The organism is Aeromonas sp. s3 (assembly GCF_040907805.1).
Taxonomy (GTDB): domain Bacteria; phylum Pseudomonadota; class Gammaproteobacteria; order Enterobacterales; family Aeromonadaceae; genus Aeromonas; species Aeromonas dhakensis.
The window spans coordinates 99,875-119,944 of record NZ_JBFOCQ010000020.1 but is presented as its reverse complement, the minus strand read 5'-3'; the positions used below and the strand labels follow the sequence as shown (position 1 = coordinate 119,944).

The window sequence follows — 20,070 nt, the reverse complement described above, 5'->3', positions numbered from 1 at the left end:
CGATGCTGTGAGTGCCCACACAGATTGCTTGATTCAAATTGTTAAAGAGCGATGCAGCTTTTGGCTGCTGCGGGAGTGGCATTCTACTCAACCGCTTTCTCGAGTCAAGCCTTATTTTCAAAGGCTTTTCGAGGCTACCGACCCGGCTGTTTGCGTTGCCGCTGCCGTGTCGATGGAGGCGCATTATAGGGATCTGGATCACGCTTGCAAGCGACAATTCGCATTAAATTCGAAGAAATCGTTCAACCGCTCAACAATCAATCAAGAAGTCGCTTAATCCAGCAATTTCCTCGCCCGTAGTCAACGCCATCTATCTTCAATCATGCATGACAAGAGCTGGATCAACAGCAGGATGAAATGGCTGCCACCATCGCCATATCCATGGTGATCACGCTCACGCCTTCGGGTAACATAGCGCCCCTTTGCGATTCACACACTCTTGGGCTTTGGAGAGTTTAATGCCTTTTGCACTTGGCCAGCGTTGGATTAGTGATACAGAGACGGATCTGGGGTTGGGAACTGTCGTTGCTGTTGAAGGACGCATGGTTACCCTGTTGTTTCCGGCTACCGGTGAAAACCGCATGTATGCCAAAGAAGAGGCGCCGGTGACCCGGGTCAGCTTCAATGTGGGCGATCAGATAGCCAGTCACGAAGACTGGACCATGATGGTCGATGAAGTGCAGGAAAAAGATGGCCTGCTTATATATGTAGGTGTTCGCACCGACAATGATGAGCCGGTTGCCCTCAAGGAAGTGTTTCTCAACAACTTCATCAAGTTCAACAAGCCACAGGATCGCCTGTTCGCCGGCCAGATCGACCGGATGTCCCGCTTTACCCTGCGCTACGAAGCGCTGGTCAACCAGCACAAACGTCGTCGCAATCCGACCCGCGGTCTGGCCGGTGGCCGGGTCAGCCTGATCCCGCACCAACTCTATATCGCCCATGAAGTAGGCCACCGTTATGCCCCGCGCGTACTGCTGGCCGACGAGGTGGGCCTCGGCAAGACCATTGAAGCGGGCATGATCATTCATCAGCAACTGCTCTCCGGCCGCGCTCATCGCGTGTTGATCCTGCTGCCCGAAACGCTCCAGCACCAGTGGTTGGTCGAAATGCTGCGCCGCTTCAACCTTCACTTCTCTCTGTTTGACGAGGAGCGCTGCATCGAGGCCTTTGCCGATGCGGAAAACCCCTTCGAAACCGAACAGCTGGTGATCTGCAGCCTCGACTTCCTGCGCAAGAAGCGCCGCCGCTTCGAGCAGTTGCTGGAAGCCGAATGGGATTTGCTGGTCGTCGACGAAGCACATCACCTGGAGTGGAGCGAGGAGGCGCCGAGCCGTGCCTATGAAATGGTGGAAGCGCTGGCCGAACAGGTGCCAGGCGTGCTGCTACTGACCGCGACCCCGGACCAGCTGGGCCATCAGAGCCACTTTGCCCGTCTGCGCCTGCTCGACCCCGAGCGTTTCTACGACTACGAGGCCTTTCTCGCCGAGGAGCAGGCTTATGGTCAAGTCGCCAGTGCCGCCCAGGAGTTGCTGGATGGCGAGGCCCTGAGCGAAGCTGCCAAACAAACCCTGGCAAGCCAACTTGATGGTCTGGATCTCACTGATGCGGCCGCCCGTCAGCAGGCAGTCGCCAAGCTGCTGGATCAGCACGGCACCGGTCGCGTGCTGTTTCGCAACAGCCGCGCCAACATTCAGGGCTTCCCCGAGCGTCATCTCAACGTCTACCCCATGCCGTTGCCGGAGCAGTACAAGACCGCCATCAAGGTGATGGGCATGATGGGTGGCAACGGCGGCGATCTGCAGACCCGTGCCCTGCGCTACCTCTATCCCGAGAAGATCTTCCAGCAGTTTGAAGGCGACAACGCCAGCTGGACCCAGTTTGACCCACGCGTCGACTGGCTGCTTGAGTTGCTGATCTCTGCCCGTCAGCAGAAGATATTGGTGATCTGCTCCGAAGCGGCCACCGCCATCGCGCTTGAAGAGGCCGTGCGTACCCGCGAGGGGATCCGCGCCGCCGTCTTCCACGAAGGGATGTCCATCCTGGAACGGGACAAGGCCTCCGCCTATTTCGCCCAGCAAGAGGGGGGCGCCCAGGTGCTGCTCTGCTCCGAGATCGGCTCCGAAGGTCGCAACTTCCAGTTTGCCAGCCATCTGGTGCTGTTCGACCTGCCTCTCAACCCGGATCTGCTGGAACAGCGGATCGGCCGACTGGATCGCATCGGTCAGCAGAACACGGTCGAGATCCACGTTCCCTATCTGGAGGGCACCTCCCAGCGCGCCCTGCAGCTCTGGTATCACGATGGCCTCGATGCGTTCGAGCAGACCTGCCCGACCGCACGCCCGGTGTTTGAAGCGGTGCGTGACGAACTGTTCGAGCTGCTGGCCGCCAACACCGGTGAGCAGGCGACCCTAGAAGCACTGCTGACCCGCACCCGCGAGTTGCACGAGCCGCTCAAGGCCAAACTGGAACAGGGCCGCGATCGTCTGCTGGAGATCCACTCCAGCGGTGGCGAAGCCGCCCAGCAGCTGGTCGAGAAGCTGGCCGCCGAAGATGACGACACCGGCATGATCTCCTTCGCCCTCAAGATGTTCGACGAGATCGGCGTCAATCAGGATGATCGCGGTGAGAACGCACTGGTGCTGATGCCGGGCGACCACATGCTTGTGCCGAGCTTCCCGGGCCTGCCGCAAGACGGCATGACCATCACCTTCGATCGTACCACCGCCCTGTCGCGGGACGACATGTCGTTCCTCTCCTGGGATCACCCCATGATGCGCGGCGGTATCGACCTGATCCTCGGCTCCGAGATCGGTGCCACCTCAGTGGCTCTGCTCAAGAACAAGGCGTTGCCGGTCGGTTCCATTCTGCTGGAACTGATCTTCGTCGCCGAGTCTGCGGCCCATCCCCAGCTCTACCGCTTCATGCCGCCGACCCCGATCCGGCTGCTGATGGACAAGAACGGCAACAACCTGGGCGAGAAGGTGGCCTTCGATGCCTTCAACCGCCAGCTGACGCCGGTCAACCGCCACCTGGGCAGCAAGCTGGTCACCGCTTCCCAGCCGGTGATCCACGGTCTGATTGGCCAGGGTCAGGCGATTGCCGAAGGACTGAAGGCGAATATTGTCGACCAGGCCCGTGCCCAGATGGCGCAAACTCTGCAGCAGGATCTCGATCGTCTGGAGGCGCTCAAGGCGGTCAACCCGAACGTGCGCGACAGCGAACTGGATTATCTGCGCAATCTGCAGGCAGAATTGCACCACCTGATCGACCAGACCCAACTCAAACTGGATGCCATCCGCTTTATCGTGGTTACCCACAACTGATAAAACGGTGAAAGCATCGTCTGGTTGATAACGACCAGACCCAACGCGAGTTGGCTGCCATGCACTTTTTATCGTGGTTACCCATAACTGATACAACGGTGCAGGCATCGTCTGGTTGATAACGACCAGACCCAACGCGAGTTCGCTGCCATGTACTTTTATCGTGGTTACCCATAACTGATGGGGGCTTGCCCCCGCTTTGACCAAAGATGCGAGACGCTATGTTTGTATACTCACCGCCCCTGGAACCCTGGCTCGATATCCTGTTCAAGGACAAGGACATCATGGTGGTCAACAAGCCCACTGGCCTGCTGAGCGTCCCCGGGCGCGGCCCCGAGAATGAAGACAGCGTGCTCCATCGGGTGAAGCAACAGCACCCCAAGGCGGCGGCAGCCCATCGTCTCGACATGGCAACCACAGGTGTGCTGGTGATCCCCCTCAATCCCAACTCTCACCGGGAGCTGAGCCGGCAATTTCGCGAGCGGGAAACCGAGAAACACTATCTGGCCTGGGTGTGGGGCGAGCCGGAACTGGATGCGGGTGAAGTGGATCTGCCGCTCTGCGTCGACTGGCCCAACCGCCCGAAGCAGAAGGTGGACTTTGAGGAGGGGCGTCACGCCCTGACCTTGTGGCAGAAGCTGAAGGTAGAAAATGGCAACAGCCTGATCAAGCTGACCCCCATTACCGGTCGTTCCCATCAGCTACGGGTTCATATGCTGGAGCTGGGTCATCCCATCCTCGGCGATAACCTCTACGCCCATCCGGATGCGCTGGCGGCGGCACCGCACCTTTATCTGCATGCGGCCAGCCTGACCATCAGCCACCCCCGCAGCGGCGAACGGATGACCTTCGAGGCACCAGCCCCTTTTCCGGTCTGAGCCAAGAGAGACATTGCGATATCGCAGACATAAAAAAGCCCCCATCGACGAGATGGGGGCTTTTTCGTTAGGGTCAGACGCGAATATCGATTTTACTTCCCAGAGAAGCGTTGGCCGATGTCGGTGCAACCGGTGCTGATTGAGCTGCTGTTTGCAGCAGTTTCAATGCAGATTCACCTTCTTGGGTCTGCTGTTTCTTGGCCAGGCTGGCCGTCATCAATGCAGAACCAAATGACGCAGATGCAGAACTAGATATATCCATGGTGTACCTCCTGCCCTAAGACTATCGGCCATCTTAGGCCAGACATGAGCACTTTGGCTAAATTAAATACGCCTTGTCGGGCTGACGCCGCTCCAGCCACTCCTCTTCCATCTCCAGCAGGGTCTGATAGACCTTCTCCGCCTGCTCGGGACGGCTGAACAGATAACCCTGACCATAGAGATGGATGTCGGTCAAGGTGCGCAGCACGTCGAGCTGGGCCTGGGTTTCAATCCCTTCGCACACCAGACTCTTGCCCAGCATGGAGCCCATCCGGCAGATGTTGGCGACCAGCTCGGACGCTTCGATGGAGGTATCGATCCCCTGAATGAAGGAGCGATCGATCTTCACCTTGCTGACCGGCAGTTTCTGCAGATAACTGAGGGACGAGTAGCCCGTCCCGAAGTCATCCAGCGCCAGCTGTACCCCTTGCTGGTTGAGGTCCTGCATCAGCTGCAGGGAGTTTTTCACCTCGCGCATGGTGGTGTCTTCCGTCACTTCCAGCACCAGGCTGGCAGCCGGGATATGGTGGTCCATCAGCGCCTTGGCCACCAACTTCAACAGGTTGCGCTGATACATGCCGGGAGAGATGTTCACGCACATCTGCAGATCCACCAGGCCCAGCTGCTGCCATTGATAGAGCTGCTCACAGGCGGTGTTCAGCACCCAGCTACCCAGCTTTTCGGCCAGCTGAAACTCTTCGGCGACCTGGATCACCTCGTTAGGAGGGATGAAACCAAGCTCAGGGTGACGCCAGCGCAGCAGGGCCTCGACCGCCTCGCAGCGGCCACTTTCCAGGTTGACGATGGGCTGATAGTAGAGCTCGAGCGCATTGTGCTCCAGCGCCATGATCATGTCGCTGGCCAGATGCTTGCGGCGCGCCGTCTCATTGAGCAGCGAGCTGTCGTAGATGACGTATGGCACATGGGTCTTGCGACTGTGGAACAGTGCCTGCTCGGCCCGGCTGAGCAGTTCCTGGGCCTGTTTGCTGTCCATCGGGAAGAAGGCGATGCCGATGCCCACCTCCAGCCGGAACGGATAGTTGTCGATGATGATGTCCTGCTTGAGCGCGTGCAGCAGACGGGCTACCAGCTCCCTCACCTGACGCAGATCACTGCTCTCGCGCTGGATCATGGCGAACTGGTCACCACCAAGCCTGGCCACCCACTCACCGTTTTCACACAGGCTACGCATCCGTTTCGCCAGCTCCTGCAACAGGAAGTCACCGGTGTTGTAACCGAACTTGCTGTTGATGTCGCGAAAGTCATTGATGTCCACCAGCACCAGACCAAACGGCGTCTCCTTGCTGGCGTAGGATTCCATCTTCTCAAGCAGGGCCAGACGATTGGAGAGCCCGGTCAGGGGATCTATCCGTGCCACTCTGAAATGGCGGCGCGCCTCGCGGATCAGCAGACCGCTCAGCAGCATCACCGACAACACCAGCCCGGATACCATGAACAGCAGGGCATTGCGCAACTGGCCGAAGCGCTTGTCATTGCCCGAATAGACATTGATGTTCTTCTGCATCACGGAGGCGAGGGAATAAGAGAGCGGTTCCTGCAGAGGCGACAGCCGCATCATGATCTGCTGATAATCCGGCGTTCCCGACTTCAGGTTGGTGATGTTGGGCTCCATCTCGCGGATATTGCTTTCGATCAACTGCACAAGCCGCAGGGTCTTCTGCTTGTCCTTCATGCTCTGGCGCAGCTGGCCGCTGAGCAGGATGGGGGTGCGGCTCCAGAGGATGTCGTAGCGCAACATCAGGGTATCGTGATCGATACCGCCATAATGGTAAATCTCGACGGAGTTGAGGAAACGCCCCAACTCCAGTTGCAACTGCATCAGGGCCCAGGAGACGTCATAGGTATACTTCTCCATCACCCGGGTCGCATTCTGTATTTGTGCGAGGCAATACAGAGTGCTCCCGGTGAACAGCAGGATGGATAGATAAAGAACGATGAGTAAAGGCCACGCCTTGGTCTTTGCTTTCACTCGTGCTCCCAGAAGCCACTACATCAATGCTGAATATCAATGGCATTCAATTGCCAAATCATCATGTCGGTAAACTCCGAGCGTTTCAGCTCGGGATATTGATCCAGCGGTAGGATAAACCAAAGCGGTCCCTTATTCCGTACCCGCATGGTGACCCCATCATCTTGCCAGGCCAGAATCGGGTCGTATTGCTTGACCTTATCCCAGTTGAGCCTGATCTGAAAACTGTTCAATGCGGTCAGGGTGATCGCCTTGCCATCCGCACCGACGGCGGCCAGCAGATCGGCCAGCTTGGGTCCCACATATTTGTGCGGCTTGTCGACCCAGGGGTTGGCGGTCACGATCTCGTGCTGCGGCAAGGCTTTGAGCATCGCCAGATCAAAGGAGACCACCCCTTCGGTCGCTTCCGCCGGTTGTACATTGCCGGTCACCTTCAGGATGACGGGGCCTTGCGGCGTTTCCAGCGCCATTGCCGGCATGGCCAGAGAAAACAGTAATGAAATCAAACCCAGTACACGCATGTTCACCTCGGATAAAGTCACTGACAATAGACTCAGTCTAGTCGCCATAAAAAAAACGGCTCGCAAAAGCGAGCCGTTTGGTAACCCAGGCTGAATTACATCATGCCCATGCCACCCATGCCGCCCATGTCAGGCATGGCAGGGGTATCTTTCTTCGGCAGCTCGGAGACCATGCACTCGGTGGTGATCATCAGACCGGCAACGGAAGAGGCAAACTGCAGGGCAGAACGAGTCACCTTGGTCGGATCCAGGATGCCCATGGCCAGCATGTCGCCGTACTGTTCGGTGTAGGCGTTGTAGCCATAGTTGCCTTCGCCGTTCTTCACCGCGTTGGCGATGACGGAGGCCTCTTCACCGGCGTTGATGACGATTTGACGCAGCGGAGCTTCCATGGCGCGCAGAGCAACCTTGATACCCACGTTCTGGTCTTCGTTGTCGCCACGCAGACCGGTCAGTTTGGCAGCGACACGCACCAGCGCCACACCACCACCGGCAACCACGCCTTCTTCCACCGCAGCGCGAGTCGCGTGCAGGGCATCGTCAACGCGTGCTTTCTTCTCTTTCATCTCGACTTCAGTGGCAGCACCCACCTTGATCACCGCAACGCCGCCAGCCAGTTTGGCTACGCGCTCTTGCAGCTTCTCACGGTCGTAGTCGGAAGAGGTCTCTTCGATCTGCTGACGGATCTGGGCTACACGGCTCTCGATCAGGCCTGCATCACCCACGCCATCGATGATGGTGGTGTTCTCTTTGGTGATGACGATGCGCTTGGCACGGCCCAGGTCTTCCAGGGTCGCTTTTTCCAGCTCCATGCCCACCTCTTCGGAGATCACGGTACCGCCAGTCAGGATGGCGATATCCTGCAGCATGGCCTTGCGACGGTCACCGAAGCCCGGCGCCTTGACGGCAGCCACTTTCACGATGCCACGCATGGTGTTGACCACCAGAGTCGCCAGCGCTTCACCTTCAACGTCTTCGGCGACGATGATCAGCGGCTTGCCAGCCTTGGCCACGCCTTCCAGCACCGGCAGCATTTCGCGGATGTTGGAGATTTTCTTGTCGACCAGCAGGATGAAGGGGTCGTCCAGCTCGACGGCACCGGTTTCCGGCTTGTTGACGAAGTACGGGGAGAGGTAGCCACGGTCGAACTGCATACCTTCAACCACAGCCAGCTCGTCTTCCAGACCCTGACCGTCTTCTACAGTGATGACGCCGTCACGGCCCACTTTGTCCATGGCTTCGGCAATCAGCTTGCCGACTTTCTCGTCGGAGTTGGCGGAGATGGTGCCTACCTGAGCGATGGCGTTGTTGTCTGCGCAGGGCTGAGACAGCGCTTGCAGCTCGGCAACGGCGGCTACCACAGCCTTGTCGATACCGCGCTTCAGATCCATCGGGTTCATGCCGGCGGCAACGGCCTTCAGGCCTTCGTTGACGATGGCCTGGGCCAGTACGGTCGCGGTGGTGGTACCATCACCGGCGGCATCGTTGGCCTTGGAAGCGACTTCCTTGACCATCTGGGCGCCCATGTTCTGAAACTTGTCTTCCAGTTCGATTTCGCGAGCGACGGAAACGCCATCCTTGGTGATGGTCGGTGCGCCGAAAGATTTGTCCAGCACCACGTTGCGGCCTTTCGGGCCCAGGGTCACCTTGACTGCATCGGCCAGGATGTTGACGCCTTCCAGCATCTTGATGCGGGCTTCGTTGCCAAACTTGACTTCTTTAGCTGCCATTTTGTTCAGTCCTTCAATCAATTCTTGGGGGAAAGGGGTGGATTACTCTTCGACAATCGCCAGGATGTCGGTTTCAGACAGGATCAGCACGTCCTGACCATCCAGCTTCTCGGTCTTCACACCGTAGCCTTCGTTGAAGATCACCTTGTCACCAACCTTGACGGCGAGGGCTTTGACGTCGCCATTATCCAGAATTCGGCCAGTCCCCACGGCAAGAACTTCACCACGGGTGGACTTCTGGGCCGCCGTACCAGTCAAGACAATGCCGCCAGCGGATTTGGCTTCAGCTTCGATGCGCTTGATGATGACGCGGTCGTGCAGTGGACGAATTTTCATCGATAACTCTCCCAAAATGAGTCTCTGTGTTGCTTTGAGGAATGGCCATTCCTGGCCAAATTAGATATGTCTCCGATGTGGGGTACGTTTGTTAACCCTTCAAGGGCAAATACAAAAAAAATATTTTCACGTACTATGAAGGTCTTCGATGGATCGCCCGAGTCCCGGTCAGGAAACCGGTTTGTGCTGCCAGCAGCCAGAACTCCGCCAGATGTACAGAGACCAGCCCGTGACCCGACCCAATCCCCTGCTGACAGCCCCCATGACGTCCGTACTGCTGCGCATGACGGGTCCCATGATCCTCGGCATCGTCGCCATCCTCGCCTTCAACCTGGTCGATACCTTCTTCATCGGCATGCTGGGCACCCAGGCGTTGGCCGCCATCAGCTTCACCTTTCCGGTCACCTTCGTGGTCACCTCGCTGGCCATGGGGCTGGGGGCCGGCCTCTCCGCCGTGATGGGGCATGCCCTCGGCCAGGGCAAGCATGAAGAGGCCGCCCGCATCACCACCGACAACCTGTTCCTGGCGGTGCTGCTGGTCACCCTCATCGCCGTGGCGGGGGCGCTCACCATACACCCGCTGTTCAGGCTGCTCGGCGCCAGCGATGCGCTGATCGCCCTCATCTACGACTACATGCTGATCTGGTATCTGACCGTCCCCATGCTGGTGCTGCCCATGGTGGGCAATGCCGCCATCCGGGCCACCGGCGATACCAAGACCCCGAGCCTGGTGATGACGGTGGCCGGGCTGGTCAACGGCGTGCTGGATCCCCTGCTCATCTTCGGCATAGGCCCCTTTCCCGAGTGGGGGATCCGCGGCGCCGCCATCGCCACCTCCCTCTCCTGGCTGATGGCCATGCTGGTCAGCCTCTATATATTGCGCCACCGCGAGGGCCTGCTGCGCTGGCGCCTCTCCCCGCGCCCGCAGCTGCTGGCCCACTGGCGCGCCCTACTGCACGTGGCCGTGCCTGCCTCCTTCACCAACATGCTCAACCCGCTGGCCAATGCGGTGCTGATGACCATCTTCGCCGGACTGGGCACCGAAGTGGTGGCCGCCTATGGCGCCGCCTCGAGAGTCGAGGCCCTGCTGCTCATCGTGATGATGGCGCTCTCCTCGGTGCTGGCTCCCTTCATCTCGCAAAACTGCGGCGCCGGCAACCCGGCCCGCGCCAAGGCGGCGCTGCAGCTCTGCATGCGCTTCGCCCTGCTGTTCCAGCTGGCGGTCTATGCGCTGACCTGGCTGCTGGCCCCCTTCATCGCCGATCTGTTCAGCGATCACCCGCAGGTGGTGCGCCTCATCGTGCTCTATCTGCACCTGGTGCCCATCGGTTATGGCTTTCAGGGCATGGTGATGCTGCTGGCATCCGCCTTGAATGGCGTGAGGGCATCCAGCATCTCTTTTCTATTCAACGGCTTGCGATTGTTTGTCTTCTTGCTGCCAGGAGCCTGGCTGGGGGCAAAACTGGGGGGGGAACAGGGGATCTATCTGGGGATCCTGCTGGCGAACCTGGCGGCGGGCGCTCTGGCCTGGTGGTATGCCCGCCACCGCTTCGAGCAGTTGTGCCATCAGGGCAAGCCCTGATGGCCCGGGATTGAGCGCAGCACTTACTCCTTGCGCTCGAACTCCCCTTCGATGGTGGTACCACCGCGCGGGGATTGACCCGGCTGGTCACTGCCAGGCACCTCGTCGAACGGCTGCTGACGGCTTTGAAAACCGCCCATCTGCATTCTGAACTGGTTGCTGCCGACCAGCTTGTCGGCCAGCTTGTTGCGCAGCCAGGGTTGCAGCAACAGGATGCCGAAGAGGTCGGTCACGAAGCCCGGAATGATCAGCAGCAGACCGGCCAGCGCCAGCATCATGCCCCCCATCACCTCACGTCCCGGCATCTCCCCCTGCTGCATCTTCTGCTGCGCGTTGAACAGGGTCTTGATCCCTTCGCTGCGCACCAGAGAGGAGCCCAGCACCGCCGTCAGAATGAGCAGGCCGACGGTCGGCAAGGCGCCGATCACGGAGCCCACCTCGATCATCACGGTGAGCTCGAGCACCACCAGACCGACCAACAATAGAAACAACTTGCCCATAACAACCTCAGTGCGGGTGAATGTGAATGAACCGCCGGCGAGACCAGACAGCCGTCGATGCCGCTGCCAACCCGCCATGATATCGGTTCCTGTTGATTAAAATGGGGGTCAGCGCGCACTTTTCAAGTGCGGAGGGTGACGCAGCGCCGGATCCGCAGAAAAACCGGCTTGCCGGACTGTGATTGAAGTCATTGTTCTGTCAAAGTTAATCGGTCGATTGCAATATCTGTTTAATGACCACAAGTTATTTGAGGTTGTCTCAAATTTAGTGATCCAGGTCTAATATCAGATACCTCAATTGGGGTAATATCGACGCCAGTAATGAAGGAGGCAAAAAAGGCCTCCAACCGCCCCACTCGATGTGTGGTGCTTCAGGATGAACCGTGCGTAAGGAACTCGCGACCACTCGGTGAGGATCGTTTCCATTTATCTGATTTCTGAGGCATTACAATGAGCGACATCAAGAACGTCCGCATTGAAGAAGACCTGCTGGGCACCAAAGAAGTTTCCAACGACATGTACTACGGCGTACACACCCTGCGCGCCGTCGAGAACTTCAAGATCAGCTCTCAGAAGATTTCTGACGTTCCGGAATTCGTCCGCGGCATGGTGCTGACCAAAAAAGCCGCCGCGCTGGCAAACGGCGAGCTGGGCACCATCCGTCCTGAAATTGCAGACAAGATCGTGGAAGCCTGCGACCTGATGCTGAACACCGGCAAATGCTTCGACCAGTTCCCGGTCGACGTTTACCAGGGCGGTGCCGGCACCTCCGTCAACATGAACACCAACGAAGTACTGGCCAACATCGCCCTCGAGCTGATGGGTCTGGAAAAAGGCCGCTACGACGTCATCAACCCCAATGACCACGTCAACAAGTGCCAGTCCACCAACGACGCCTACCCCACCGGTTTCCGCGTCGCCGTGGTGAACAGCACCGACACCACCCTGTTTGCCCTGGAAGCGCTGATCGCCGCCTTCGATGCCAAGGCTGCCGAGTTCAAGAACATCCTGAAGATGGGTCGTACCCAGCTGCAGGACGCGGTACCCATGACCCTGGGTCAGGAGTTCCACGCCTTCGCCGTCACCCTGCGCGAAGAGATCAAGTCCATCAAGCGTTGCCAGGAGCTGCTGCTGGAAGTGAACCTGGGCGCCACCGCCATCGGTACCGGCCTCAACACCCCGCCCGAGTACTCCGCCCTGGCCATCAAGCGCCTGGCCGAGATCACCGGTCGCGCCTATGTGCCGGCTGAAGATCTGATCGAAGCGACCTCCGACTGCGGCGCCTACGTGATGCTGCACGGCGCCATCAAGCGCATGGCGATGAAGCTCTCCAAGATCTGTAACGACCTGCGTCTGCTCTCCTCCGGCCCGCGCACCGCACTCAAAGAGATCAACCTGCCGGAAATGCAGGCTGGCTCCTCCATCATGCCGGCCAAGGTCAACCCGGTCATTCCGGAAGTGGTCAACCAGTCCTGCTTCAAGGTCTTCGGCAACGACGTCACCATCACCTTCGCCGCCGAAGCCGGTCAGCTGCAGCTGAACGTCATGGAGCCGGTGATCGGTCAGGCGATGTTCGAATCCCTGAGCCTGATGGAAAAGGCCTGCATCTCCCTGCGCGAGAAGTGCGTGGAAGGCATCACCGCCAACCCGGAAATCTGCATGAACCACGTGCTGAACTCCATCGGTATCGTGACCTACCTGAACCCCTTCATCGGCCACCACGAGGGCGACATCGTCGGCAAGATCTGTGCACAGACCGGCAAGAACGTCCGTGAAGTCGTGCTGGAGCGCGGTCTGCTGACCGCCGAACAGCTGGACGAAATCCTCTCCATCGAGAACCTGATGAACCCGCAATACAAAGCCAAGCGTTACACCCGCGAAGCCACCGTATAAGCGAGCAAATGGGCCGGGATCATCCCGGCCCATAGAGTCAGTTCCCGATAGGTCTTGCCCAGCCCCATCGGGAATTGGCTTTTCTGCCAAATAAAACCTAAAAAAACTGGAAAATGGAGTGTTCACTATGATTGGAATCGAGTTGCTCGTCGTGCTCGCCGCTATCTATCTGGGGGCCCGGATAGGCAGCATCGGCATCGGCTTTGCCGGTGGTTTGGGGGTACTGGTGCTGACCTGGGGCCTCGGGGTGCAGATCCCGAGCGATCAGCTGGTCACCTACATCCCCTGGGACGTGATCATGATCATCGCGTCCGTCATCTGCGCCATCGCCTGCATGCAGCTGGCCGGCGGGATGGACTACCTGGTGCACCTGGCCGAAAAAGCCCTGCGCAAGAACCCCAAATACATCACCTTCGCCGCCCCTGTGGTCACCTACCTGATGACCATGCTGGCCGGTACCGGTCACACCGCCTTCTCCACCCTGCCGGTGATCGCCGAAGTGGCCAAGGAGCAGGGCATCCGCCCGTCCCGTCCGCTCTCCATCGCGGTCGTCGCCTCCCAGATCGCCATCACCGCCTCGCCCATCTCCGCAGCCGTGGTCGCCTTCTCCGGCATGCTGGAGCCGTTCGGTGTTGACTACTTGACCCTGCTGGCCATCTGCATCCCCTCCACCTTCATCGCCTGCATCCTCGGCGCCTTCGTCGCCAACATGCTGGGCAAACCGCTGGACCAGGATGAAGTCTACCTGGAGCGCAAGGCCAAGGGGCAGATCAAGCTGCGTGGTACCACCCAGCTCGAGATCAAACCCTACGCCAAGCTGTCGGTCTGGATCTTCATCGCCGCCATCGTGGCCGTGATGGCCTATGCCACCGCCATCTCCGGTAAAGTGGGCCTCATCACCAACCCGCCGATCCCCCGTGACGGCGCCATCATGGGCATCATGCTGGCCGCGGCCACCATCATGACCCTGGTATGCAAGCTGGACGTGACCCAGGTTACCAACATGCCGACCTTCAAGTCCGGTATGTCCGCCTGTATCTGCGTACTGGGTGTGGCCTGGCTCGGCAACGTCTTCGTGAAGGGCAACATGGATACCATCCAGCTCATCGCCGGCGACCTGCTGAACCAGTACTCCTGGCTGCTGGCCGTGGTACTGTTCTTCGCCGCCATGCTGCTCTACTCACAAGGCGCCACCACCAAGGCCCTGATGCCGGCCGCCCTGGCACTGGGTGTCAGCCCGCTGACCGCGATTGCCTCCTTCGCCGCCGTGAGCGCCCTGTTCGTGCTGCCCACCTACCCGACCCTGCTGGCCGCGGTCGAGATGGACGACACCGGTTCCACCCGCATCGGCAAGGCGGTGTTCAACCACCCCTTCTTCGTACCGGGTGTGGCCACCATCGCCATCGCCGTGGCGCTCGGCTTCTTCTTCGGTGGCATGATGCTCTAAACAGCATTTAATTCCACAAATGTTCAAACGGCCCTCTCTGGGCCGTTTTTTATGCCTGCCTTTCTGGTCAAACCATTAATTAATCCTTGTCCGCTTCAGTTTCTATCAAGGTTCGCAGGGCTACTCTGGGCTATCGGAACAGAAACCGATCAACAGGGCCGAGCACAGGTCCGACAGTGTTTACACCAGAGGAACGAACAATGAAAAAAACAGCATTGACCATGGCCATCTCCAGCCTGCTGCTGGCCGGTGGTGCGCAAGCCGCGACCGTTTACAACCAGAACGACACCAAGCTCGACATCGGTGGTCGCGCCCAGGGCATGTACTACGGCACTGATGACAACGATTCTGAAGGCGACGCCAGCTACCTGCGTCTGCACGTTGCCGGCGAAACCAAGATTGCTCCGGAAATGCAGGCCTTCGGCTTTGCCGAGTACAACCTGCCGACCTCAGGTTCCGACAATGACGAGCTGCGTTATGCCTACGCCGGCATCAAGCACGATCGCTTCGGTGCCTTCAGCTACGGTCGCCAGGACGGCCTGTTCACCAAAGCCGTGAACAACTACACCGACGTGCTGCCCGAGTGGGGCGGTGACGGCCTGGGCAAGGACACCGAAGTGTTCGGCACCGGTCGTACCAACGGCCTGGCCCAGTACATCTACACCTATCAGGGCCTGACCCTGGGTGCCCAGTTCACCGGCAACAATGATCCGCAGAACGCCGATCGCTCCAACCTGACTGGCACCAACAGCACCTGGAATCCGAAGGGTTCCGCCGAAGGCTTCGCCGTGTCCGCCAACTATGACTTCGACATGGGCCTGAGCCTGGGTGCCGCCTACAACCAGGCCGGCAAGACCGACGAACAGGCTGCCAACGCCTCCTTCGGTGGTGACAGCGACGCCAAACTGTACGGCGTGGGCGCCAAGTACGCCGTCGGCGACCTCTACCTGGCTGCCACCTACTCTCACGGTGAAGACCACATGTACGTCAGCACCTTCAACGGTTACGCCGAGAAGATGGATGGCTACGAAGCCGTGGCCCAGTATGCCTTCGGCAAGTTCAAACCGTCCGTGGCCTACCTGCGCACCGACGTGAAGGACAACGCTCGCGGCATCGATGATACCGCCACTGAATACGTCTCCATCGGTGCCTGGTACAACTTCACCGACAACTTCAACGCCTACGTTGACTACAAGATCAACCTGCTGGACAACGTCAACGGCACCCACACCAACTCGCTGGGCAAGAACACCGACGACGTGGTCGCCGTGGCCCTGCAGTACAACTTCTAAGTCTTCCTGTAGCCTACTGTATTTTTTACCGGCCGCCTGCGGCCGGTTTTTTTATGCCCGTTCAGACGTTGACCCGCGCCAGACTCGACTCGCGATGAAAGCAGTTGGCCAGCAGCAGCAAGGTGGTCACGCCCACTGTGCCCAGCACCAGCCAGGGCAACCAGGGCTGCCCCTGAGCCATGGCGTAGTCATGCAGGGCGCCGCCCCCCACGTACCCCGTCATGCCCCCCAGTGCCAGCCCCAGCCGGCTGAAGCCCATGTAGCTGCCGCGCGCTCCCGGCTGCGCCAGCTTGGTCATCAGGGTCTCCCGCGCCGGCTCGGCGATGACGATCCCCAGATAGAAGCAGGCCAGCAGCATGAACACCGCAGGCAGGGTGTTGGCAAAGGCCACCAGCCCGATGCCGGTGGTCATCAGCAGTACCCCGGCCATCAGCCGACTCTCCAGCTTGAAGCGCCGCTCGCCATAGCGCGCCAGCGGATAGAGCAGCGCCAGCGAGATGGCGGTCTCCAGGGTATACATCCAGCCAACCGCCGTGGTACTGCCCGCCATCTGCTTGACCAGGATGGGGAAGATCAGCATCACCTGCACCCAGAGCGCGTAGTAGCCGCTCAGGATCAGTACCAGCCGGCAGAATGCCTTGTCGGCCAGCACCTGGCCGAGACCGGCGCGGATCGGGGTCGGTCGCACCGAGAGCTTGTAGGGGGGCAGGATCAGCAGGTTGCACAGGGCGGCACAGATGAACAGGCCGGCCCCCAGCAGACAGACGTATTCGAAATCGAAGTTGAGCAGCCAGCTGCCGAGCAGGGCCCCCACCACGGCGCCGGCGCTCTCCAGCATCATCAACAAGGAGATGTAGCGCCCCCGCTCCCGCGGCCGGGTGAACTTGATCACCAGCGCCGCCCGGGGCGGGTCGAACAGGCAGCCGCCAAGGCCCGAGATGATGCAGGAGAGGATCAGCTCAAGGCCGCTCTGGGCATAGGCCAGGCTGGCAAAACCCGCCGCCCGCAGCAGCATGCCGCCCACGATGAGCGGGCGCGCCCCGAACTTGTCCGCCAGCGAGCCCCCCAGAATGCCCAGCCCCTGCTGGGTCAGCTGACGCAACCCCAGCGCCAGCCCGACCACCCCGGCCGCCCAGCCGAGCTGATCCACGAAGCGCAGGCTGATCATGGGCATCACCACGAAGAACCCCAGGATCACCAACAGGGAATCCAACGCCAAAAACCACCGCCCCAACCGCCTCGCCCGATCCACCATGACTACCCGTCCCCTGCTGCTCTGATGACATTCATATCGATTACTGCTCGTCGCCCGAATGACGCCGTCACCAAACGGACTCAAGGTGCTGCAAGCCCCTGAGCCGGTGTGGCAATATGCCAAAGCACAACGATTGATACTGCTATTCTGGAAGGACGCCAGATATAGTGGTAGCCGACAACTGGCTATATTTCATATTGGATTATCTTATGGCTATGACCCTCGACGATCTGCAGTTGCTGCTGGATGTGGTCAATCGCGGCAGTTTCAGCAAGGCGGCGGCCGTGCGCGGCTGGTCGCAACCCATGGTGAGCCAGCGGATCGCCGTGCTGGAGCAGGATCTGGGCCAGCCCCTGTTTCGCCGCCACCGGCGCGGCGCCACCCCCACACCGGCCTGCGAGCAGTTTCTGCCCGCGGCGAGCGCGGCCCTCAGCGCGCTGGAAGGGGGCCGGCTGGCCATGCAGGGGGCACCGGCGCTGCCGCGCATCCGGCTCGCCTGCCTGCCCTCCCTGACGACAGTGGTGTTCGGCCCCCTGTTGCTGGCACTGGTCGACGAGACCTTCGAGATCCGCTGCAACACGGATCACTCCGGCATCATCATGCAGGAGCTGTTGACCGGCGAGACCGACGTCGGCTTCATCCTCAAGTGTCCCGCCATCGCCGGCATCCAGCTCGAGCTGCTCTACCGCTCCCCCATCATAGCGGTGGCCTGTGCCACCCATCCGCTGGCCGGGCGGCAAGGGTTGACCCTGCAGGACATCGCCAACGAGCGGCTGGCGCCCCAGCAGTGGGGCACCGGCTGCGACGAGCTGATCCTGCAGCTGCGCCTGCTGCGCCAGGTGGCGAGCCCGCTGCACGCCATCCAGCCCGCCAGCGCGGCGCGGGAGCTGGCGCTGGAACACGGCTTCATCACCCTGATGCCGGCCCTCGCCATCGCCCGGGATCTGGAGTTTGGCCGGCTGGTGCAGCTGGACGTGGTGGATCTGCCGCCGGATCACTGGGACGTGATGATGGCCTGGCGCAGCGGCAAGCGCCCCAACCCCGCCAAGGAGCGGGTACTGGAGGCAGCCCGTACCCTGGCCGCCCGCTGGGCGGGCAAACCCGCATAAAAAAAGCGCCGGACAAGTCCGGCGCTTCACTGTTGTCAACGGCCACTGGTGATCAGTAGCTGGCCTTGAGGGTCACCCCGGAGAAGGCGCTGAAGGCGCTCAGCTGCACGTTCCAGGTCCCCGCCTTGGGCGAGTTCAGGGTGCAGGTCTCGGCGTTGCCGCTCTTGTACGGACGGCAGTCATAGCTGCTGCTGGTCGGCACGCTGCCAAACTTCACATAGAGGTCAGCATCGCCGGTACCGCCGCTGCTGGCGATCACCAGCTGGCTCTTGCCGGCCGGCACGTCGATGGTGAAGTTCAGCTTGCCACCCTTGGCGGCGGAGAGACCGGTCACCGGTACCCCGTTTTGCAGCACGCTGCCAGTGGGCGGAGTGGTACCGCCACAGGTGGCATTGACCCCGACCGTGGTAAAGGCGGCCGCCACGTCGGTCACGCTGTAACCGAGATCGGTCGCCGCCTTGGTCACGCCACAGGCGCCCTGATCGAAGGTGGTGTTGGCGCCCCAGTAGAGACGGTTGGCCAGCACGAACACTTCGAAGGCCTTGCGGGTATTCCAGCCGCTGGTGTTGGCCAGCAGGTAGAAGGCGCGGTTGTAGACACCCGAGCTGTGGTGCACGTCGATGCCATCGTAGTAGTCGCTGGCGTGGCCGATGGAGCGGCCATCCCGGGTTGGATCCTCGAAATAGCGCAGGGAGCCGTTGCCCTTGAAAATCTGGGCGCCCACCAGCCAGTCGTTGCTGCCCTTCATGTAGTTCTCGGCCGCTTCCCCCGCCATGTCGGAGAAGGCCTCGTTGATGCCGCCCGACTGACCGGAGTAGACCAGCCCGGAGTTCTGTTCGGTAAAGCCGTGGCTCACCTCGTGGGCTGCCACGTCCAGGCTCACCAGCGGATAGAAGGTGGTGGCGCCATCACCGAAGGTCATCTGGCTGCCGTCCCAGAAGGCGTTCTCGTAGTTGCGGCTGTAGTGCACCCGCATCTTCAGCTTGAAGGTCAGCGGCGCCGTGTTGTACCAGTTGCGATACATGTCGAACACCACGTTGCCGAAGTAGTGGGCATCGTTGAGGGGCGAGTAGGCACCGTTGATCTCCTTGACCGTGTTCTCCGGGCAGGTGAACTGGTGGATGGTGCCGCCCGTGGTGGCGTGATTCATGTTGAGGGTGTCAACGTTGGCACTGGTCATGCGGCAGTTGTCATCCACCTGCAGCGGGCCGAAGTCGGAGCCGTAGAAGTATTTGCCGGTCTTGATGTTGCCGCCCGGGCCGGTGGCATCCTTGTGGTTGATCCCCTCCCAGCGCTTGAGCTCGTTGCCGGTCTGGGCATCGATCATCACGAAGGGACGGCTCGGCTCTTCGCTCGCCGCGAGCCAAGAGACCAGATAGACCAGCTTGGCCTGACCCGCGTCATCCTGCATCACGAACAGCTTGACCCGCTCGTTGCTGCCCTTGGCCCCGGCCCGCGCCTTGCTGGCGGCATCGGCCGGCGACAGGGCCGCGGTCGGGCTGGCCAGATCGGCATCGATCTGGCGCAGGATCTGGCCGGAGACCTGGCTGATCTGGCCACCGAGGGACTGCTCGGCCACCAGCACCTGACCCCAGACCGGGATACCGTGCCAGGTCTGCTCATAGCGCACCCGCTGCTGGCCGTTGGGCAGCTTGACTGCCCGCACCTGGCGGAACTCGCCATCCCCGGCCAGCGCACTGACGCCGGCGGCACCGCTCGGTGCTCCCTGAATGCCGGCAACCTGATGTACGTCAACCTGTTCTGCAGCCAAGGCTGCGCTTCCCCAGCAGGCCAATACCACGGCCAAATAGACTTTGTTCATCCGTCTTTTCCTTAAGTCGATGAAGATTACACGCCGGGTCCGTTGCCCAGCGCTCCTACACTAGTTGGCGCGATCGGAATTGCTGCCTGTCATATGTGACAGCCCAGCATGAATCCATAGCAGAATCT

Annotated in this window: 16 protein-coding genes; 8 read left to right on the top strand and 8 right to left on the bottom strand. The window is 60.4% G+C overall.

Going from position 1 to position 20,070, the window contains the following annotated elements:
* The 3 genes from AB5Y98_RS10700 to rluA all read left to right on the top strand — a co-directional run.
* The coding region (locus tag AB5Y98_RS10700; protein ID WP_368231873.1) for a hypothetical protein at window positions 1-277 on the top strand (277 nt) is incomplete at its 5' end.
* 181 nt (window positions 278-458) lie between these two features.
* A complete protein-coding gene (gene rapA, locus AB5Y98_RS10695; RefSeq protein WP_368231872.1) occupies window positions 459-3,326 on the top strand; it encodes an RNA polymerase-associated protein RapA in 2,868 nt (955 codons plus the stop codon).
* Between the two features lie 221 nt (window positions 3,327-3,547).
* Window positions 3,548-4,204: a bifunctional tRNA pseudouridine(32) synthase/23S rRNA pseudouridine(746) synthase RluA gene (gene rluA, locus AB5Y98_RS10690; protein WP_139432155.1), complete on the top strand. Its 657-nt coding sequence runs from the start codon at window positions 3,548-3,550 to the stop codon at window positions 4,202-4,204.
* A 73-nt stretch (window positions 4,205-4,277) separates the two neighbouring features.
* On the opposite strand, the gene AB5Y98_RS10685 is transcribed toward rluA, so the two are convergent.
* From AB5Y98_RS10685 to AB5Y98_RS10665, 5 genes are all read right to left on the bottom strand, one after another.
* Window positions 4,278-4,466: a hypothetical protein gene (locus AB5Y98_RS10685; RefSeq protein ID WP_080628999.1), complete on the bottom strand. Its 189-nt coding sequence runs from the start codon at window positions 4,464-4,466 to the stop codon at window positions 4,278-4,280.
* A 57-nt stretch (window positions 4,467-4,523) separates the two neighbouring features.
* Window positions 4,524-6,455 carry a bifunctional diguanylate cyclase/phosphodiesterase gene (locus AB5Y98_RS10680; RefSeq protein WP_005309523.1) on the bottom strand — a complete coding sequence of 644 codons (1,932 nt, stop codon included), beginning with the start codon at window positions 6,453-6,455 and terminating at the stop codon, window positions 4,524-4,526.
* Window positions 6,456-6,478: 23 nt separating this feature from the next.
* Window positions 6,479-6,976, bottom strand: a complete 498-nt coding sequence (locus tag AB5Y98_RS10675) for a hypothetical protein (RefSeq protein ID WP_005309520.1) — start codon at window positions 6,974-6,976, stop codon at window positions 6,479-6,481.
* A gap of 95 nt (window positions 6,977-7,071) precedes the next feature.
* On the bottom strand, window positions 7,072-8,706 hold the full coding sequence (groL, locus tag AB5Y98_RS10670; protein WP_005309517.1) for a chaperonin GroEL: 1,635 nt from the start codon (window positions 8,704-8,706) through the stop codon (window positions 7,072-7,074).
* A gap of 42 nt (window positions 8,707-8,748) precedes the next feature.
* A complete protein-coding gene (locus AB5Y98_RS10665) occupies window positions 8,749-9,042 on the bottom strand; it encodes a co-chaperone GroES (protein ID WP_005309514.1) in 294 nt (97 codons plus the stop codon).
* A gap of 181 nt (window positions 9,043-9,223) precedes the next feature.
* On the opposite strand from AB5Y98_RS10665, the gene AB5Y98_RS10660 reads away from it, so the two are divergent.
* Window positions 9,224-10,624, top strand: a complete 1,401-nt coding sequence (locus tag AB5Y98_RS10660; RefSeq protein ID WP_123247203.1) for an MATE family efflux transporter — start codon at window positions 9,224-9,226, stop codon at window positions 10,622-10,624.
* 23 nt (window positions 10,625-10,647) lie between these two features.
* Here the strand turns inward: AB5Y98_RS10660 and AB5Y98_RS10655 are convergent, their stop codons facing one another.
* Entirely contained in the window at window positions 10,648-11,124 is a 477-nt protein-coding gene (locus AB5Y98_RS10655; RefSeq protein WP_268027227.1) for an FxsA family protein, read from the bottom strand.
* Window positions 11,125-11,574: 450 nt separating this feature from the next.
* Between AB5Y98_RS10655 and aspA the strand changes: the two genes are divergently transcribed.
* The 3 genes from aspA to AB5Y98_RS10640 all read left to right on the top strand — a co-directional run bounded on the left by aspA (window position 11,575) and on the right by AB5Y98_RS10640 (window position 15,756).
* The gene (gene aspA, locus AB5Y98_RS10650) at window positions 11,575-13,017 is read left to right on the top strand and encodes an aspartate ammonia-lyase (RefSeq protein WP_005309505.1); all 1,443 of its coding nucleotides are present in this window, start codon (window positions 11,575-11,577) and stop codon (window positions 13,015-13,017) included.
* A 127-nt stretch (window positions 13,018-13,144) separates the two neighbouring features.
* Window positions 13,145-14,464, top strand: a complete 1,320-nt coding sequence (locus AB5Y98_RS10645; protein WP_005309503.1) for an anaerobic C4-dicarboxylate transporter — start codon at window positions 13,145-13,147, stop codon at window positions 14,462-14,464.
* A 200-nt stretch (window positions 14,465-14,664) separates the two neighbouring features.
* Window positions 14,665-15,756 carry a porin gene (locus AB5Y98_RS10640; protein ID WP_017785681.1) on the top strand — a complete coding sequence of 364 codons (1,092 nt, stop codon included), beginning with the start codon at window positions 14,665-14,667 and terminating at the stop codon, window positions 15,754-15,756.
* A 61-nt stretch (window positions 15,757-15,817) separates the two neighbouring features.
* On the opposite strand, the gene mdtH is transcribed toward AB5Y98_RS10640, so the two are convergent.
* Window positions 15,818-17,011 carry a multidrug efflux MFS transporter MdtH gene (mdtH, locus tag AB5Y98_RS10635; protein ID WP_368231871.1) on the bottom strand — a complete coding sequence of 398 codons (1,194 nt, stop codon included), beginning with the start codon at window positions 17,009-17,011 and terminating at the stop codon, window positions 15,818-15,820.
* A gap of 209 nt (window positions 17,012-17,220) precedes the next feature.
* On the opposite strand from mdtH, the gene AB5Y98_RS10630 reads away from it, so the two are divergent.
* Complete coding sequence (locus tag AB5Y98_RS10630) at window positions 17,221-18,120, top strand: LysR family transcriptional regulator (RefSeq protein ID WP_017764724.1); 900 nt, start codon at window positions 17,221-17,223, stop codon at window positions 18,118-18,120.
* Window positions 18,121-18,172: 52 nt separating this feature from the next.
* Here AB5Y98_RS10630 and AB5Y98_RS10625 read toward each other — a convergent pair whose 3' ends face one another.
* Window positions 18,173-19,942, bottom strand: coding sequence for a M4 family metallopeptidase (locus AB5Y98_RS10625; RefSeq protein ID WP_005309492.1), 1,770 nt, complete (start codon window positions 19,940-19,942; stop codon window positions 18,173-18,175).
* Window positions 19,943-20,070 lie beyond the last annotated feature (128 nt).

Bases quoted from the DNA above. Each gene is read 5' to 3' on its own strand.
- rapA (WP_368231872.1), top strand. From the start codon at position 459: ATGCCTTTTGCACTTGGCCAGCGTTGGATTAGTGATACAGAGACGGAT.
- rluA (WP_139432155.1), top strand. From the start codon at position 3,548: ATGTTTGTATACTCACCGCCCCTGGAACCCTGGCTCGATATCCTGTTC.
- AB5Y98_RS10685 (WP_080628999.1), bottom strand. From the start codon at position 4,466: ATGGATATATCTAGTTCTGCATCTGCGTCATTTGGTTCTGCATTGATG.
- AB5Y98_RS10675 (WP_005309520.1), bottom strand. From the start codon at position 6,976: ATGCGTGTACTGGGTTTGATTTCATTACTGTTTTCTCTGGCCATGCCG.
- groL (WP_005309517.1), bottom strand. From the start codon at position 8,706: ATGGCAGCTAAAGAAGTCAAGTTTGGCAACGAAGCCCGCATCAAGATG.
- AB5Y98_RS10665 (WP_005309514.1), bottom strand. From the start codon at position 9,042: ATGAAAATTCGTCCACTGCACGACCGCGTCATCATCAAGCGCATCGAA.
- AB5Y98_RS10655 (WP_268027227.1), bottom strand. From the start codon at position 11,124: ATGGGCAAGTTGTTTCTATTGTTGGTCGGTCTGGTGGTGCTCGAGCTC.
- aspA (WP_005309505.1), top strand. From the start codon at position 11,575: ATGAGCGACATCAAGAACGTCCGCATTGAAGAAGACCTGCTGGGCACC.
- AB5Y98_RS10645 (WP_005309503.1), top strand. From the start codon at position 13,145: ATGATTGGAATCGAGTTGCTCGTCGTGCTCGCCGCTATCTATCTGGGG.
- AB5Y98_RS10640 (WP_017785681.1), top strand. From the start codon at position 14,665: ATGAAAAAAACAGCATTGACCATGGCCATCTCCAGCCTGCTGCTGGCC.
- mdtH (WP_368231871.1), bottom strand. From the start codon at position 17,011: ATGGTGGATCGGGCGAGGCGGTTGGGGCGGTGGTTTTTGGCGTTGGAT.
- AB5Y98_RS10630 (WP_017764724.1), top strand. From the start codon at position 17,221: ATGGCTATGACCCTCGACGATCTGCAGTTGCTGCTGGATGTGGTCAAT.
- AB5Y98_RS10625 (WP_005309492.1), bottom strand. From the start codon at position 19,942: ATGAACAAAGTCTATTTGGCCGTGGTATTGGCCTGCTGGGGAAGCGCA.